Origin of the sequence: Lysinibacillus sp. NPDC097195, from assembly GCF_044762075.1 — a bacterium.
Classification (GTDB): domain Bacteria; phylum Bacillota; class Bacilli; order Bacillales_A; family Planococcaceae; genus Lysinibacillus.
Genome location: NZ_JBIWDP010000005.1, coordinates 142,925 through 157,987, shown reverse-complemented (window position 1 = coordinate 157,987; position 15,063 = coordinate 142,925). Strand labels below are relative to the sequence as shown.

Annotated in this window: 18 protein-coding genes and 1 other annotated feature; of the genes, 14 read left to right on the top strand and 4 right to left on the bottom strand. The window is 38.6% G+C overall.

Annotated elements, in window-relative coordinates; all coding sequences use genetic code 11:
- The first annotated feature begins 8 nt into the window (after nucleotides 1-8).
- From ACIQXI_RS19020 to ACIQXI_RS18990, 7 genes are all read left to right on the top strand, one after another.
- Entirely contained in the window at nucleotides 9-827 is an 819-nt protein-coding gene (locus ACIQXI_RS19020; RefSeq protein WP_402927773.1) for an alpha/beta fold hydrolase, read from the top strand.
- A gap of 13 nt (nucleotides 828-840) precedes the next feature.
- Nucleotides 841-1,287 (top strand): GNAT family N-acetyltransferase, encoded by a 447-nt coding sequence (locus ACIQXI_RS19015; RefSeq protein WP_402927772.1) that lies wholly within the window; start codon nucleotides 841-843, stop codon nucleotides 1,285-1,287.
- Entirely contained in the window at nucleotides 1,284-1,853 is a 570-nt protein-coding gene (locus ACIQXI_RS19010) for a nucleotidyltransferase family protein (RefSeq protein ID WP_402927771.1), read from the top strand. Before ACIQXI_RS19015 ends, ACIQXI_RS19010 begins: the two co-directional genes overlap by 4 nt.
- An 18-nt stretch (nucleotides 1,854-1,871) precedes the next feature.
- Nucleotides 1,872-2,351 (top strand): DinB family protein, encoded by a 480-nt coding sequence (locus ACIQXI_RS19005; protein WP_402927769.1) that lies wholly within the window; start codon nucleotides 1,872-1,874, stop codon nucleotides 2,349-2,351.
- Nucleotides 2,352-2,486: 135 nt separating this feature from the next.
- Nucleotides 2,487-2,954 carry a GNAT family N-acetyltransferase gene (locus ACIQXI_RS19000; protein ID WP_402927768.1) on the top strand — a complete coding sequence of 156 codons (468 nt, stop codon included), beginning with the start codon at nucleotides 2,487-2,489 and terminating at the stop codon, nucleotides 2,952-2,954.
- Nucleotides 2,955-2,965: 11 nt separating this feature from the next.
- Nucleotides 2,966-3,601 (top strand): hypothetical protein, encoded by a 636-nt coding sequence (locus ACIQXI_RS18995; RefSeq protein ID WP_402927766.1) that lies wholly within the window; start codon nucleotides 2,966-2,968, stop codon nucleotides 3,599-3,601.
- Between the two features lie 186 nt (nucleotides 3,602-3,787).
- Nucleotides 3,788-4,300 carry a YfiT family bacillithiol transferase gene (locus ACIQXI_RS18990; RefSeq protein WP_402927764.1) on the top strand — a complete coding sequence of 171 codons (513 nt, stop codon included), beginning with the start codon at nucleotides 3,788-3,790 and terminating at the stop codon, nucleotides 4,298-4,300.
- A 66-nt stretch (nucleotides 4,301-4,366) separates the two neighbouring features.
- Here ACIQXI_RS18990 and ACIQXI_RS18985 read toward each other — a convergent pair whose 3' ends face one another.
- A complete protein-coding gene (locus ACIQXI_RS18985; RefSeq protein WP_402927763.1) occupies nucleotides 4,367-5,008 on the bottom strand; it encodes an exosporium glycoprotein BclB-related protein in 642 nt (213 codons plus the stop codon).
- A gap of 332 nt (nucleotides 5,009-5,340) precedes the next feature.
- Nucleotides 5,341-6,408 carry a hypothetical protein gene (locus ACIQXI_RS18980; protein ID WP_402927762.1) on the bottom strand — a complete coding sequence of 356 codons (1,068 nt, stop codon included), beginning with the start codon at nucleotides 6,406-6,408 and terminating at the stop codon, nucleotides 5,341-5,343.
- A 225-nt stretch (nucleotides 6,409-6,633) separates the two neighbouring features.
- Here ACIQXI_RS18980 and ACIQXI_RS18975 point away from each other — a divergent pair, with 225 nt between their 5' ends.
- From ACIQXI_RS18975 to ACIQXI_RS18960, 4 genes are all read left to right on the top strand, one after another.
- Nucleotides 6,634-7,269 (top strand): BMQ_0737 family morphogenetic spore coat protein, encoded by a 636-nt coding sequence (locus tag ACIQXI_RS18975; protein ID WP_402927760.1) that lies wholly within the window; start codon nucleotides 6,634-6,636, stop codon nucleotides 7,267-7,269.
- A gap of 98 nt (nucleotides 7,270-7,367) precedes the next feature.
- Entirely contained in the window at nucleotides 7,368-7,943 is a 576-nt protein-coding gene (locus ACIQXI_RS18970) for a hypothetical protein (protein WP_402927759.1), read from the top strand.
- On the top strand, nucleotides 7,936-8,238 hold the full coding sequence (locus ACIQXI_RS18965; protein WP_402927758.1) for a hypothetical protein: 303 nt from the start codon (nucleotides 7,936-7,938) through the stop codon (nucleotides 8,236-8,238). The genes ACIQXI_RS18970 and ACIQXI_RS18965 overlap by 8 nt, the downstream gene beginning before the upstream one ends.
- Nucleotides 8,239-8,252: 14 nt before the next feature.
- Entirely contained in the window at nucleotides 8,253-9,050 is a 798-nt protein-coding gene (locus tag ACIQXI_RS18960; protein ID WP_402927757.1) for a coiled-coil domain-containing protein, read from the top strand.
- A gap of 219 nt (nucleotides 9,051-9,269) precedes the next feature.
- Here the strand turns inward: ACIQXI_RS18960 and ACIQXI_RS18955 are convergent, their stop codons facing one another.
- Entirely contained in the window at nucleotides 9,270-9,812 is a 543-nt protein-coding gene (locus ACIQXI_RS18955; protein ID WP_402927756.1) for an isoprenylcysteine carboxyl methyltransferase family protein, read from the bottom strand.
- Nucleotide 9,813: 1 nt separating this feature from the next.
- On the bottom strand, nucleotides 9,814-10,896 hold the full coding sequence (locus ACIQXI_RS18950) for a type III polyketide synthase (RefSeq protein WP_402927755.1): 1,083 nt from the start codon (nucleotides 10,894-10,896) through the stop codon (nucleotides 9,814-9,816).
- A 374-nt stretch (nucleotides 10,897-11,270) separates the two neighbouring features.
- Here ACIQXI_RS18950 and rsgA point away from each other — a divergent pair, with 374 nt between their 5' ends.
- From rsgA to metG, 3 genes are all read left to right on the top strand, one after another.
- Nucleotides 11,271-12,341, top strand: coding sequence for a ribosome small subunit-dependent GTPase A (gene rsgA, locus ACIQXI_RS18945; protein WP_402927753.1), 1,071 nt, complete (start codon nucleotides 11,271-11,273; stop codon nucleotides 12,339-12,341).
- 65 nt (nucleotides 12,342-12,406) lie between these two features.
- Entirely contained in the window at nucleotides 12,407-12,823 is a 417-nt protein-coding gene (fosB, locus tag ACIQXI_RS18940; protein ID WP_402927752.1) for a metallothiol transferase FosB, read from the top strand.
- Between the two features lie 83 nt (nucleotides 12,824-12,906).
- Nucleotides 12,907-13,168: a binding site (T-box leader), on the top strand.
- A 142-nt stretch (nucleotides 13,169-13,310) separates the two neighbouring features.
- Complete coding sequence (gene metG / locus ACIQXI_RS18935) at nucleotides 13,311-14,945, top strand: methionine--tRNA ligase (RefSeq protein WP_402927751.1); 1,635 nt, start codon at nucleotides 13,311-13,313, stop codon at nucleotides 14,943-14,945.
- The last annotated feature ends 118 nt before the right edge of the window (nucleotides 14,946-15,063 follow it).

The window sequence follows — 15,063 nt, the reverse complement described above, 5'->3', positions numbered from 1 at the left end:
GATAGAATATGAAACAACAAATTTATCAGTGGGGGCAAACCCAACAGACAACCTTAGTTTTTTTCCATGGTCTTGGTAGTACTGGTTTAGCTTTTGGTGAATTAGCAAACTACTTATCAACGTATCATATTGTATCCTTTGATTTGCCTGGACATGGCTATGCACCGGCATTAACGGAAGAAACAGCATATCTTCCATCAAATGTTATTGTATTGTTAGAGAAGCTAATTTCGCAGCAACTAGGTAACAAAAATTTTTACCTAATTGGGCATTCTTTCGGAGCAGACTTGGCATTACATTACGCAGCTACATTCCCAGAGCAAATAAAAGGGATTATTTTATTGGATGGGGGCTATTTAAGTTCACAAGATTTGGGCATGACATTAGAAACAGAGTTACAAAATATTGCTAATTTCTGCAATGATGTGAGGTTCCCGTCATGGGATGCATTTTTGCAATCAGAAAAAGAGGAGCTTTCTCGCTGGTCACCTCAACTCGAAGCAGCATCTCGGGCACAAGTTAGAGAAATGAATGGCGAAATTAGACTTGCCATTTCAACTTTTACGGCACAATCATTGATTAAAGGTCTTGATGCTGACCCATTTGGTACCAAACTTAATCGTGTAGAGTGTCCAATCTTATTGTTAAGTGCCACCAAACCTGTGGAACTCGAGGATGTAAGAAGTAAAAGTATTAAAGTCTTCCAAACAAAACTAAAACATGTTCACGTTGATCCAGTTCCGAACGCAGGACATGATATTTTCCGCGATGCACCTGAGCAAGTAGCAGAAAAATTAAAAGATTGGCTTGAATATAACAATGGATAAGAGGCTATGGAAGATGAACATTAGAACTGCCAACATACACGATATAAAAGCGTTATCTTTATTAATGGAGCATCTTGGCTATCCAACGACAGAAGAGCAAATGACAGTTAGATTTCAAGCGCTTGCAGCACATCCAAGTTATCATACATTAGTTGCTGAAATGGACGGACATGTAGTGGGGATGGCGGGATTGTGCCACAGCTTATTTTATGAGCATGATGGTTGCTATGTACGAATTCAAGCCTTTGTCGTAGATGATCATTACCGTAGAAAAGGTATTGGACAGAAGCTATTGGAAGCGATAGAATGCTGGGCAGTGGAACAAGGTGCTTCGGCAATTGTTTTAAACAGCGGTAATCGAGAAGAACGAAATGCAGCTCACCAATTCTACAAACAACATGGCTTTGAAGGAAAAAGTACAGGTTTTAGTAAGCAATTAAATAGGGGTTTAATGACATGAAACTACTGACAGAAAGAGATTTAGTCACTTTAATTGAGTCTGATACTTGGATGATGGACATTTTACGCTGTGTCGAGCAACTACAATTACCGGACAGCTGGGTATGTGCTGGCTTTATTCGTGCTAAGGTTTGGGATTATTTGCATGATTATAAAGAGAGAACCCCATTAGGTGATATCGATGTTATTTACTTTGATAAGCACAATACATTAGAACAACTAGAAAAGCACTATGAGCAGCGTTTAGTACAACTCTTACCCAATGAACCGTGGTCTGTAAAAAATCAAGCTAGAATGCATGTTATAAACGATAGTGAGCCTTATCAATCTTCTATCGATGGCATTGCACATTTTCCTGAAATACCGACAGCAATTGGTGTCAGGCTGACACAAGGTGTACTGGAAATTGCAGCGCCTTATGGTATACAACAATTGCTTAACGGCATCGTTGCGCCTACACCTTATTTTGATGAACATACTCCATTGCATAATATGTATCAACAGAGATTGTCTGCTAAACAGTGGCGACATAATTGGCCGAAACTAACATTCATCACTTCGCAATAGCTAAAGGAGCTGGCAGATTTGCATTCAGAAAAGCAGCAAATACTTATGCATTATGAAAAATCCATACGGTGGCTAGAGCGACTCTCGGCTGTAACGGACAAGCAGTGGCGTATGCCGATACAGCAAGGGAAATGGACAGTGGCAGAGGTTATTGGGCATTTAATTCCTTGGGATGACTTTGTTATAAACGAACGCATACCATTGCTATTTACAGACGGGCCTTTACCTAAGGGACCGGATGTACAACAGATGAATGCTGCTGCTGCGATGAGCAGTCGACAACAAAGTAAGGAACAAACATTGCATGCATTACTAACTCGCCGACGTTTATTGTTGCGGGCTATGGAGGGCTTATCCGATGAACTATGGCAGCGGACTTTCCAAATTGGACGCTCCGAGCTTACGCTGTACATGTATTTTTCAGGTTTAATAGAACATGATGAGCATCATTTTTTACAAGTTCAAAATGTTATAGGTGAGATGGAATGGATTCGTTAAAATCCTTAGAAGACGGCAATCTTTAGCAGATTGTCTTTTTTACGTTTTATGAACCGCATTGTCTTTGGAAATACACTTTACTTATGGATAAAAATACAATAAAGTGTATTTATAAACAATTTGGGAGTGAATGATATGGGGACTATTTTAGCCGGTAATCAGCATGCACAAGTCGTGCACAAAGTAATGCTTCAAGCTTTTCAAGAATATGCAACTGCAACACCACCATCTAGCGCATTAAGTGAAACCGTTGAATCTATTGAACAGGCATTCAATACGGGCGAGCAAGCTTTAATAAGTTATATGGAGGATCAACCAGTAGCAATGGTGCGATTTACAGTAAGTGAAAAGGGCATTTATTTTTTCCGTTTGTCTGTCATTCCTGAAATGCAGGGACGAGGTTTGGCGAAAGCATTATTAAATGAGCTTGAAAATTATGCGCGTGCACAAGGCAAAAAGTTTAGTGAATGTAAAGTTCGTATGAATGTGCCACGTAATATTGAGTTATATCGTTCATTAGGTTATGTTATAACGAAAGAAACGATGGCAGAAAATCGTAATGGCTTTTCTCTTCCTATCGTCACAATGGAAAAGGAGCTATAGGGGGACTATAATTGAAGAAGACAATAGGCTGTTTACATGCCCATCATTCCAATATTAACTACATAGAGCAGGCATTTAGCAGCTTTCAGGAAATAGAGCTTGTCCACTTTGTCGATCCAGGACTTATTCAACACGTGGCAAAGACTAATGTAGATTTGTCATTCAAGGTGAAGGAGCAAGTAGAGTGGATTGCAAGCTGTGGTGTCGATGTCATTTTAATTACGTGTACGAATTATATTGCGTTGTTAAACGAAGACGAGCTGTCATTATCCATACCAATTATTAAAATCGATGAACCTTTTTTTCAATCGCTTTGTGAAGTGACGCAACCACAAATAATTCTTTTTACAAACCCAGCTACAGTCGATGGAACGATGGAGAGACTCTACCATTATGCTAAGCTACATCATAAAACAATAAATGTGCAAGCAAAAGTTATAGATAAGACATTTGAGCTTATTATGCAAGGGAACAAGCAAGCATATAACGATGCAATACGGCACTATTTCCGGGAAATAATGGGGGATAGTAGGTCGATTGCGGTTGCCCAGCTGTCGATGGTCGAGGCTGCCGAGCAATTTGCAAAGGAGTCGGAAATGGAGATTACACATCCATTGCAATCGTTAGTTGAGTTTGTGATGAAATAGGGATAACGCCACTAAAATCGCCCAAATCGCCACTAAAACCTGAGCAATCGCCACAAAGAGCATCACAACCGCCACTAAAATTATTAAAATAAAAACCCTTACTGGCAGAGAAATTGATGGTAATCGCTAGGAAACTTCTAAATTGGTAGTATAATGAATTTACAAATAGAAATGGGGGAGCGCTAAATGAACGATTTACGATATCCGATTGGGCAATTTCAATTTCCAGAAGTAGTGACTGCACAGCAAGTACAGAAATGGATTGATGATGTCCGTTTATTGCCAAAGCAATTAGCGGAAGCATTAAATGGGGCAAGTGAACAATCATTAGCGAAATCCTACCGAGCGAATGGCTGGACTGTCACACAGCTCGTCCATCATCTGGCAGATAGTCATATGAATAGTGTTATTCGCTTTAAGCTTGCTTTAACTGAAGATACACCGACGATTAAGCCCTACAATGAAGTGGATTGGGCAATGCTTGCGGATTCGGATATGCCGGTTGCGACTTCTTATAGGTTGCTCGAAAGCTTACATGAACGTTGGGTGTATTTGCTAACGAGTTTAACAAATGAGCAGTTACAAAGGGCTTTCCAACATCCAGACAACGGATTGATGACGCTTGAAAAAGCACTCGCTTTGTATGCATGGCATGGCAAGCATCATCTTGCACATATTCAAAATGCGCTAGCCAAATAAAAAAGGCGACTTTTCCTCAACTGAGAGGGAAGTCGCCTGTTTTATGTTAAATGCATGTTTTTAAATTTATTCGATAGTAATACCAGCGCTTGCTGTACCCGTAAGTACTTGAGCAACGGTTACACCAGTTGTGCTAATAGAGTACACCATTAATAGTTTGTCACCAGCAGCAACCGGGATTGGTGCAAAACTGCCTGAACCAAATGCTGTAGCACCAAGTGCTATTGCCCCAGCAAATGCAGGAGCTAAGTTAACTGTAGCTGTTGTCGCTGTGTAAGTCGTGCTGCCAGCTGGTGCACGATATACAGTAGCAGTAACTGTTGTGGAGCCTAAAAGCGTAACAGCTAACGTAGCAGAGAATGAAGCGGATAGACCTGTAATATTACCTGCACGAGGTACTGTAAATGCTTCAGTAACTAAGCCTGATAAATTAAGTGTTTCTCCAACAAGTGTAACACCAGGAGTTGCAGTACCGAATCCAATAAGGGACGGTGTAGCGATTAGTCCAGTCACTAGAGAAGTTAACGCAACAGGTGTAATTCCTGAAGAGAACGGAATAATGGAACCACCAGTAGCAGCAGCAGGTGGAGTGACACTGATACATGCGGCATCAACTGCTAAAAATGGACCGAAATTTGGGCAATCCATATTACCAGATCTAGATGAGCAACCGCATCCACTGTTAGACATAGGATCATTTAAGAACATGTTTACACCTCCTTTCTTCATTATTCTATTCATAGAAGAAAAGAGTTAAAGGGCTATTATCTGTATAAATAAAGCTATTTTTGAAATAACAGCAACAGAGAACAAAAGCCTGTAAGGACGGCGATTTAGTCTATCGTCTACTGGAAAAAGCAACAGCTAAATCTATGGTGTTTATAATAGTTTAAAAGCAACAGGCAAGCAGATCTAACATTTATAGTAGGACATAAAAAAGGTCCAATATGTATTAATGAATACTTATTGGACAGTTTTATATAGGAATACACTTAGCAACTAGCAGATGGTTAAATTGAATTTCTTCTAAGATTGTCAAACTAGTTCCTTCTGCGAAATAAATTGAAAAACAAAGAATTTTTTTCTTTTTTCGGTTCCTCTTCTATTCCTTCATTTGTAGTTATATCTTCCGTTTGGCTGCTGAATTCCTCAAGTGCTGTAATTTGCATAGAACTTTCTTCTATTACTAGCTCAATGTTTTCATGTACTTCGGCTATTAGAGAGGATTCACTTAGAGTACTCTCAGTTATATGAGCGATAGTTGAGGATTCAATATTGTCCAAGTTAGTGACGAGAGAAGAAGAAGATTCGAGTTTTTCCAATTCCTCCGCTATTGGAGAAGGTGGTTGTGATAGCGTCGTTTCAGTAATATGAGGCGCAGTTAAACTATTAGTTTCCAATACACTAACTGGGATTCCCTGCATATCTACTGCATTTTTAAAGTGAAACGTTGGTTCAGCTGTGTTATTTCTATATAAACCGTTATAAATTTGACTTGGGTGCGTATTAATTGATTGAAAATACTGTTGATTAAAATGGCGTTCTTCTTGTTTTTTTGCGGGTTGATCGGTAGGAGTAAAAGGTGTTCCATTATGCATACTAGATGCTTTACCAGCAAGATTTTGTAGGAATTTATATGTTGGTTCTGTAGTAGGTAATGGTGACTGTGCCGTATTTTGCACTATTTCTTCTAAAAATTTTCTTGGAGGATTGGCAACATGTTTTACTGAGCTTTCCTCAACATCAATATTCGTTGATATCTGGTCTGTTGATTCTTGGCTCTCGAAGGTCGTTAATTTATTTAATATCGCTAAAATTTCATGATTCATTTCTTCAATAGATTGATTGAGCGCTTCGATTTGAATCGATAGCTGCTTTACTTGCCCTTCATATTCTTTAATTTGAGTGCTTTGTTTACCATCTATTGTTTCTGTTAGCCCTTCTAAATGTGCAATTTGTTTTTTTAGCTCCTCAAATTCATTCTTCATAAATAAGTAATCTTCGATGGAAGTACCCATTTTTAATGTCGTTAGTGTTTCTCTATAGGTATCAATTTTCTCTTTTAATTTTTCGATGTCTTGAGTAGAGTATAATTTTGAATCTTCCATTGCATTTCACCCCTTTCATTCCATTAATATTTTATTAAAAAACTTCCCTTTCTGTGACAAAACATTCGAATATACATAGGAGAACAAAAAAGTGTTCCAATAGGTAGATGGTGTATGTGCCTCTTGAATATTTATCATGGCAATTTATTTGTTAGCCCATGCACTTAACGCTAAAAAACATATGCTACAAACGAAAGATAAAAAACTTATGGAGGTGTCAAAAGGATGCAAGATAATATGCCATCCCAGGCGCGCGAATTAATTTGTATAAATGTCGATAAGGTATATGACTGGATTGTAAAGGAAATGTCATTTGATATTTCTCCAACAGGTGCCATTACTTTCCCGGGCATAACGCCGACGACAGTTTTAACAGGTGCAACTGTTACATGTAGAGTAACGCCAGCTGCAACAAACCCAATCGTGATTCTAAGTCGTGAGAATCGCCAATTCTCAATTGATGGATCAACAGTTTGTCTGCAACACTTAAATATTCAAAAGAACTTTGTTCTGACGATTATTGTTACTTTACCAAATGGAACAATGTACACAAGTAGTGAAATTCCTGTATCTCGTTGTGAGCAAGTTACATTATGTGCTCCTAAAGGAACTGATGTAGAAATCCTTTATACAGACTTAGATTGCTTCGTGTGCACAACAGGTACGCTTACAGCTGGTACTGGCGCAATTACGTTTTCTGCGTTAACAATTACTGTAGCAGTTTGCCAAAGTATTCAGTCTACATTCCCTGTTACTGTAGAATTCTTAGCAAATTACTGCGAACCAAGAGCGGATTTACCATTCTCATGTCCATCAACAGTTCGTCCGAAGCAATGTTCCGTTATTTTCCCAACTGTTTAATAATGGTCTAACGTATATGCAAATGTCATAACATTAAGAGAGGATTATCCTCTCTTTTTTTTTATTTACTTAATTATATAGGCAAGGGGGCACTAATTATGAGTTCTCAGAATAATGCTGTCGAAGAAAAAATAAAGGACCTTAAAGAACAGTCAACGTTTTATGTACGTGAAATAAAAAAGCTTGTTGAGGCATTAGATTTTCAAAAAACTGTAAGTGTCGTTAGCTATTTCACCACTTCATTTAATATTTCTTACGATTCCGAACAAGAGAGCTTATGCCTGGGCTCTTATCATATTCGCAATATCGGCAATCAACCGGTAACAAATCCTTACTTGTGCATTAAGCTACCTGAAGATTCCCCATTTTCTTTCTCTGGAAGATATGTGTATGAGCATTTTAGTCAAAGCTTAAAAACAGCTGGGAGCTGGGAGCGAATCCATGATACTTCGGACAATACAGAATTTTGGCTTAAACCGATAGGCAAAACAACAATTGAGCCGAATGAGACGATTTCATTTACGAATTTTCAAATTAAATGGTCCCATAATTTATCCTATGCTGGTACGATAACTGGTTTTACATATTGCGATGAGCTACAGGAAGGTGTCTTGGTACTTAATCCTATTAATCTTAACGGCATCAGCGTTGTACAGGAGGGTCAAGATGAGTGAGATAGAACAACAAAAACTTGAGGTGGATTTAGAGCAGATTGTGCGTCAATTTATGAAAAATCAGCTTATGAATGGCTTAAATATACGAAAGGGGGAAGATAATAGTTTTGCTTTTCTCGAAAAAAATACGTTGCAACTATTGCTTGGCTCCTTGTTATCAGGAGATAACAAGGTAGCGGAACAGAAAGTAGATGTGCAGACTCAATCGACTGTTGTAAAAGAACTTGATGATTTGCTAGAGGAAAATAAAATGCAATTCGAGGATATACTAGATTATTTGAAAAGCTTATCGTGATAGGGGGTACTACCGTGGATAATCAAAGCATTAAAAATACTGATCCTATACAGCTTCAGCAAATGATTATATTTTTAAGAGCGGAATTAGCTAAATATAAAAATGAAATCAATAGACTTAGAGATAGCGATTATTATTCACTCGTACTTAGACTAGAGCGGGAAAATGTACAATTGACGAAGCGCAATAAAGAGCTTTCTATGGATCGGATGAAAATGAACAGAACGGTTGAAAGGAATGCCAAGGCTTATGCTGAGGAATTACAGAGAAAAGAACATCAACGGAAAAAGCATATATCCTCAATAGATGCATTATTAAAGGAAATTGAGCATTTACGTGCGGAAAATAAACGCTTGTTACAAACAAATCAGACTACTAATGATGAATTGTTAACGATGAAAAAAGATTTAGTGACACATGACAAGCGTATTATTGAAAATTTAGAAAATCAGCTAAGTTCATATACAAAGGAAATGAATGAAAAAATAACTGCGATACTTGAAGCCATTCAAAATAATGCTGACAACAATGTCCATGACTACTTAGTGAAAGAATTAGCAGAAAGAAACAATGAAATTAATAGATTATCCAATGAATTAGCTGAAATCAAGAGTGAAAACCTAGCCTTATCGAGTGAAGGAAGTAATTTTAAGGTAAAGGGGCTTTCCCATTTAGACGCTAAGATTCAAAAAATACTCGCGCAATCCATTGATTTTGAGGAGCAACTGGATATAAAAATACGTTTGCTTGATGACTTAGAGCAGCAATTAACCCAACTCGCACTAGAAATCAGTGTGGATAGATCGATGTAACCACTAGGTAGTTTTGTGAAGTGTAAAAAATTTTTCAAAGTTGGTAGTGACTCCTGCTCAGCGCGCGTTAGCTTGTAGAGTTGTTGGCTTTATTTAAGGAAAGGTCATCAATTACAGCGCAAAACATCAGGAGATCTTTCTATTCCATTGGGGTAAAGAAAAGTGGTCATATAATTGCGCCATGTTAAATGATTGAAGAAAAAAATTAGATCTACCACATTACTTTTGTGGTAGATCTTTTTTAAATACATGGTTGTAGTTTGTCGCATCACGTAATGCTTTTTCCTCGATTGGAATGCGTACAGAGAGCATCGTGATGTTTAACAGCGTAAAGCAAAATGCTGTCAAATAAGCTTGAAACATAATCGGCAGTAGCAGAATCTCTAAACTAACAACGGCATAATTTGGATGGCGCATAAACGTATAGGGTCCTTTGCGTACTACTTGTGCATCTGGCAAAATTAATATTTTCGTATTCCAAAATGGTCCTAGAGATCGAATACACCAAATACGTAAAGCTTGCACCATAAGGAACAATAGGAAAAATAACGGGAATAAGGCAGATGGACCGTTTTTATTTGAAACGACTTCGACAATTAAAAAGAGAAAAAAACTAACATGCATAGCTACCATATAAGAATAATGAGAGGCGCCAACTTCATAGGCCCCTTTGGCAAGCATCCATTTTTCATGACGTTTCGCTATTAAAACTTCAGCTAATCTTTGTACAATAACGAGACTTAAAATCGTGTAAAAAAGCATACTACTCCCTCCATTTAAGTAATACAACTTCTGCACAGAAGCCGGGACCAAGGGCGACAAGCAATCCATTATCATCTACCTGGCCTTCATTTAATAAAAATTGCTCAAGTACATACAACACGGTGGGTGAGGACATATTACCGTGAGTGCGCAATATTTCCCGAGAAATGTCGGTTTTTTGTTCAGAAAGATATAACGTATCCTCGTAGGCTTTTAACACTTTTTTACCTCCGGGATGGGCAATGAAGTGATCGAGCTGTTCACTATAAAGGTTTTGCTCAATTAAAAATTGCTCAATGAAAGGACCAAGCCAAGTTGTAATAATGGAAGGAATACTTTTTTGAAAAATGACATGAAGTCCGTTGTTTTTGATATGCCAGCCCATTACGTTTTCCGAATCAGGCATCCACTTAGAGCCAGTTGTTTCAATGGAAGGCATGACCTTTTTTGTGGCTACTGCTACATCGTCTCCACTAACAAGTAGGCATGCTGCTCCATCAGCGAATAAGGAAGCACCGATTAAATTACTTTTTGAAAGATCATTTTGCTGGAAGGTCAAACTGCAAAGTTCTACACATACAACGAGTACCTTTGCGTGCGGATGCGCTTTGCAAAAATCAAAAGCTCGGCTAACACCTGCTGCACCACCTGCACAGCCTAACCCCCAGAGCGGAATGCGTTTCAACCTATCTGAGAATGGAAGTTGATTCATAATACGTGCATCAATACTTGGTGTAGATATGCCTGTACTACTGACGAAAATAATTGCATCAATATCCTGTGGAGAAATTGGTGCTGCTAAAAATAATTCATTTTGTAAACAAGCTTGAATTACTTCAACGCTATATTGCGTTGCTAATTCTATATATAGATTGTTACGCTCTTCAAAAGTATGCTCACTACGATGCCACTCTGCAGGTACACAAAAATGGCGAGTGTCTATACCACCATTATCAAATACTTTTAAGTACCGCTCTAACTTTGGTATTTTTTCATAAAAGAGCTCCTTCGTTAAGGCCTCAGCATTCGTCTGCTGCAATGTATATGGTGGTTGATATGTGCTAACAGAAAGGATTTTTGGCAATTCAACATCTCCTCCGAAAATAGTGGTCTTGTACATTGTATGCTCAGAGGAACGGTAGACATGCTTCAATAATAGTTTGACATATTTGAATAATTTATATATATTGGTAATAACTAAAGTGGGAGTAGGTGATGTGATTATGATGAATAGAGCCGTTTTTAATGAACTGCAATTCGGTTTGTTCAGTTTCACACGCCTAAAATCTGCAATTTAACCATGTCTGTAGAGTCCAGGACTGCTACGAGACAATGATTATTTGTATTCTTTTTAAACGTGCCTGTGAAACCTTGTAACTGCCGAATTGCAGTTACAAGGTTTTTTATATTTTACGCAATCAATGCGAAATCGCTAGACACATTTAGGAGGAATACCAATTGAATTTAACAACATTAGGATTTTCAACATATTTTAAAGAGCAGTTAATTGCATTTAAAGAAGAATCAAAGTTAGTGAACTGTGTACCTGCACGCGTTACATTGGAGCATAAACATTCATATCGGGTGTTAGCTGAAGAAGGAGAATGGCTAGCGACGATTGCTGGACATTATGCTTATACATCACTTGCAAGAGAGGATTATCCAGCAGTTGGAGATTGGGTACTTGTTGAGAAGATGGCAGGAGAAGAAAAGGCGATTATTCATAAATTATTTAAGCGCAAATCCGTTTTTTCTCGAAAAGTTGCAGGTCTAGAAATAAAAGAACAAATTGTCGCATCGAATGTTGATATTGTGCTACTTGTCATGAGTTTAAATGCAGATTTTAATATTCGCCGTTTAGAGCGCTATTTAGTTGCTGCTTGGGATTCCGGTGCGAAGCCAATTATTGTACTGACAAAGGCTGATTTATGTGATGATATCCCGAGCATGTTACGTGAGGTGGAGCAAGTCGCATTTGGTGTAGATATTTTTGTAACGAGTGCCCGTTCTGGTGAAGGCATAGCAGCTATTCAGTTGCTCTTTACAGAAGGGGTTACGGGTGCACTGCTCGGTTCATCGGGGGCGGGGAAATCCACTTTAATGAATGCCTTGAGTGGGGCAGAATTGATGAAAGTTTCAGGTATTCGTGAAGATGATGCTAAGGGGCGACATACGACAACACATCGAGAGTTAATTGTCTTACCAAGTGGCGGTTGTTTAATTGATACACCAGGAATGCGTGAGCTGCAATTATGGGATCAGAGTGATAGCCTCTCTTCTAGTTTCCGTGACATTGAGGAACTTGCGGCGGCCTGTCGCTATCGAGATTGCACACATCATAAGGAACCACATTGTGCTGTACAACAAGCCATCATAGATGGAGACCTTGAACAATCACGCTTGCAAAGCTATTTTAAACTGCAAAAGGAACTTGCGTTTATTGAGCGTAAAACGAATATGCAAGCAAAACTAACTGAGCAACGCAAGTGGAAGCAAATTGCGAAAGGATTAAAGAAAGGCAAAAAATAATACGGATTATAAAAAGCAACTTCGCAGCGTATGGCGAAGTTGCTAACTGTTGAAGGAGCTGTACGATGACAACGATAAATCATATGTTATTTTCTGTTTCTAATTTAGAGCAATCGATTGCATTTTACCAAAATGTTTTGGCTGCGAAGTTATTAGTGAAAGGGAGAAGCACGGCTTATTTTGATTTAAATGGGCTATGGCTAGCTCTCAATGAGGAAGCGGATATTCCACGTAATGAAATACATCAGTCCTATACACATATTGCATTTTCAATGGAAGCTGAGGACTTCGATCAAATTTATGACAAGCTTGTCCATTATCAGGTCAATATTTTAGAAGGTAGACAAAGAGCAGAACAAGATAAACAATCGATTTATTTTACCGATCCTGACGGCCATAAATTTGAATATCATACAGGGACGTTGCATGATCGACTAGCCTATTATAAAAAGGAAAAGCCCCATATGCAGTTTTTTGATTAACAAGCGCTCAAGATTTACAAGACAATACCCCAATGTTTACATTGCAATTCATAAGGGAAAAGAGTAAAATAGTGCCAAACTATAACATAGCGTTGATAAGGAAAAGTAAATTGGACAAGCATTTGATAGAGAGCCTCTGTTGGTGGAAATGAGGTAAATGAACCCTTTTGAAAATGACCTTTGAGCTTCGTACCGAAAGCATTTTTGTGAGTAGATTATGACGAGATGGGCACTCGTTACAACAGCGGCAGTATCTCTTAAATGAAGGCAAGACGTACTGATTGAGGCAAATAGTGTGAGCTATTTGTAAATATAGGTGGTAACACGGGTATACTCGTCCTAATCAGTCATGATTAGGGCGTTTTTTTTATCTTCAAAAAGTGGGAAATAATGTTTAAGTGGAGATAATGCCATTGGTTGCTGGCAAGGTTATTGAAGTGTCAGCGTACAGAAGGAAAATTTACTCGATTGAGGGGAGCAACTAAGGATGACAATTGTAATTGGAGGAGCATGGCCATATGCGAATGGCTCATTGCATTTAGGGCATATTGCCGCATTACTACCAGGTGATATTTTGGCTAGATATTACCGACAAAAAGGTGAGCAAGTATTGTATGTATCAGGTAGTGATTGTAATGGTACGCCGATTTCGATTCGCGCTGCACAGGAAAATACGACGACCAGTGCGATTGCGGATCGCTATCATCAGGAATTTACACAATGTTTTCATGACTTAGGATTTACGTACGATTTGTATACGAGAACGGATGCAGAGCATCATCATGACTCAGTGCAGTCACTTTTTTTACAGCTGCTGGCTAACAATTATTTATATAAAAAGAAAATTGAACAGGCGTACTGCGAAACAGACAAACAATTTTTACCTGATCGATTTGTCGAAGGTACTTGTCCAAACTGTGGGGCGAAGGCACGTGGTGATCAGTGCGACAATTGTTCCCAAATTTTAGATCCACTCGAATTAATCGACAAGCGCTGTAAAATTTGTGGCAATGAGCCTGTGATTCGAGAAACAGAGCATTTTTATTTTACTTTTAGTCAATTTCAAGGAAGACTTGAAACATATTTAGCAGAGGCAAAGGCAGAAAAGCGCTGGCGTGATAATGCAATAGGCTTAACTGAACGTTACTTAGCAGAAGGCGTACCAGACCGTGCTGTTACTCGTGATTTACCAAATGGGGTGGACGTACCAGTTCCAGGCTTTGAAGGGAAAAAAATATATGTGTGGATTGAAGCTGTAGCAGGTTATTTAACAGCAAGCATCGAATGGGCAAAACAGCACAATATCGCGATTGAAGATTTATGGAATGAAGAAACAGTGTCCTATTATGTGCACGGCAAAGATAATATACCGTTCCATACAGTTATTTGGCCTGCAATATTAATGGGGATAGGGGCAAAAGCATTGCCTACACATATTGTTTCTAATGAATATTTAACATTGGAAAAACGAAAATTATCCACGAGCCAAAATTGGGCGGTGTGGGTGCCTTATATTTTAAGTCGCTATGACGCAGATTCGATTCGTTATTTTTTAACAATGAATGCACCGGAAAACCGCGATACTGATTTTTCGTGGCGAGAATTTATTTATAGTCATAATGGGGAATTACTCGGCGCTTATGGCAATTTTGTTAATCGGACATTGAAGTTTTTAGAGAAGTCGTTTGACAGTCAAGTGCCGCAAGTGGATGTCGATGGAGAGGTAAGGAAACAAACGATTCAGTTGTTTAGTGATGTAGGTGTGGCCATTGAAACAGGGCATTTTAAACAAGCGTTAGAGGAGATTTTTGCCTATATTCGCGCAGCTAACCGCTATTTTGACGAACAGCAACCGTGGTTACAAGTAAAGGAAAATATGGAGGGGTGTCAACAAACGCTAGCAACTTGTGTTTATATCATTTCAAATTTAGGTCAAGTGCTACAACCATTTTTACCGTTTTCTACAGAAAAAATTCGAGGCATGTTAGGCATTACAGACTTAATGTGGCATGAGCAAGTGGAGTTACCGACAATCATTGGTGAAGTAACACCGCTATTTGAACGGCTTGATGTTGGCCTTATTGAAGAAGAATATCAGAAATTGGTGGATGATAGTCAATAATTGTTTGAGTGCCTGACACTATAATTAACAAATTTACTAGCTTTCTGCGTGCACACTATAAGCCGCAACCACCGCTAACAAGCGGTTTGTTGCGGCTTACGTGTTGTGCATTAACGCA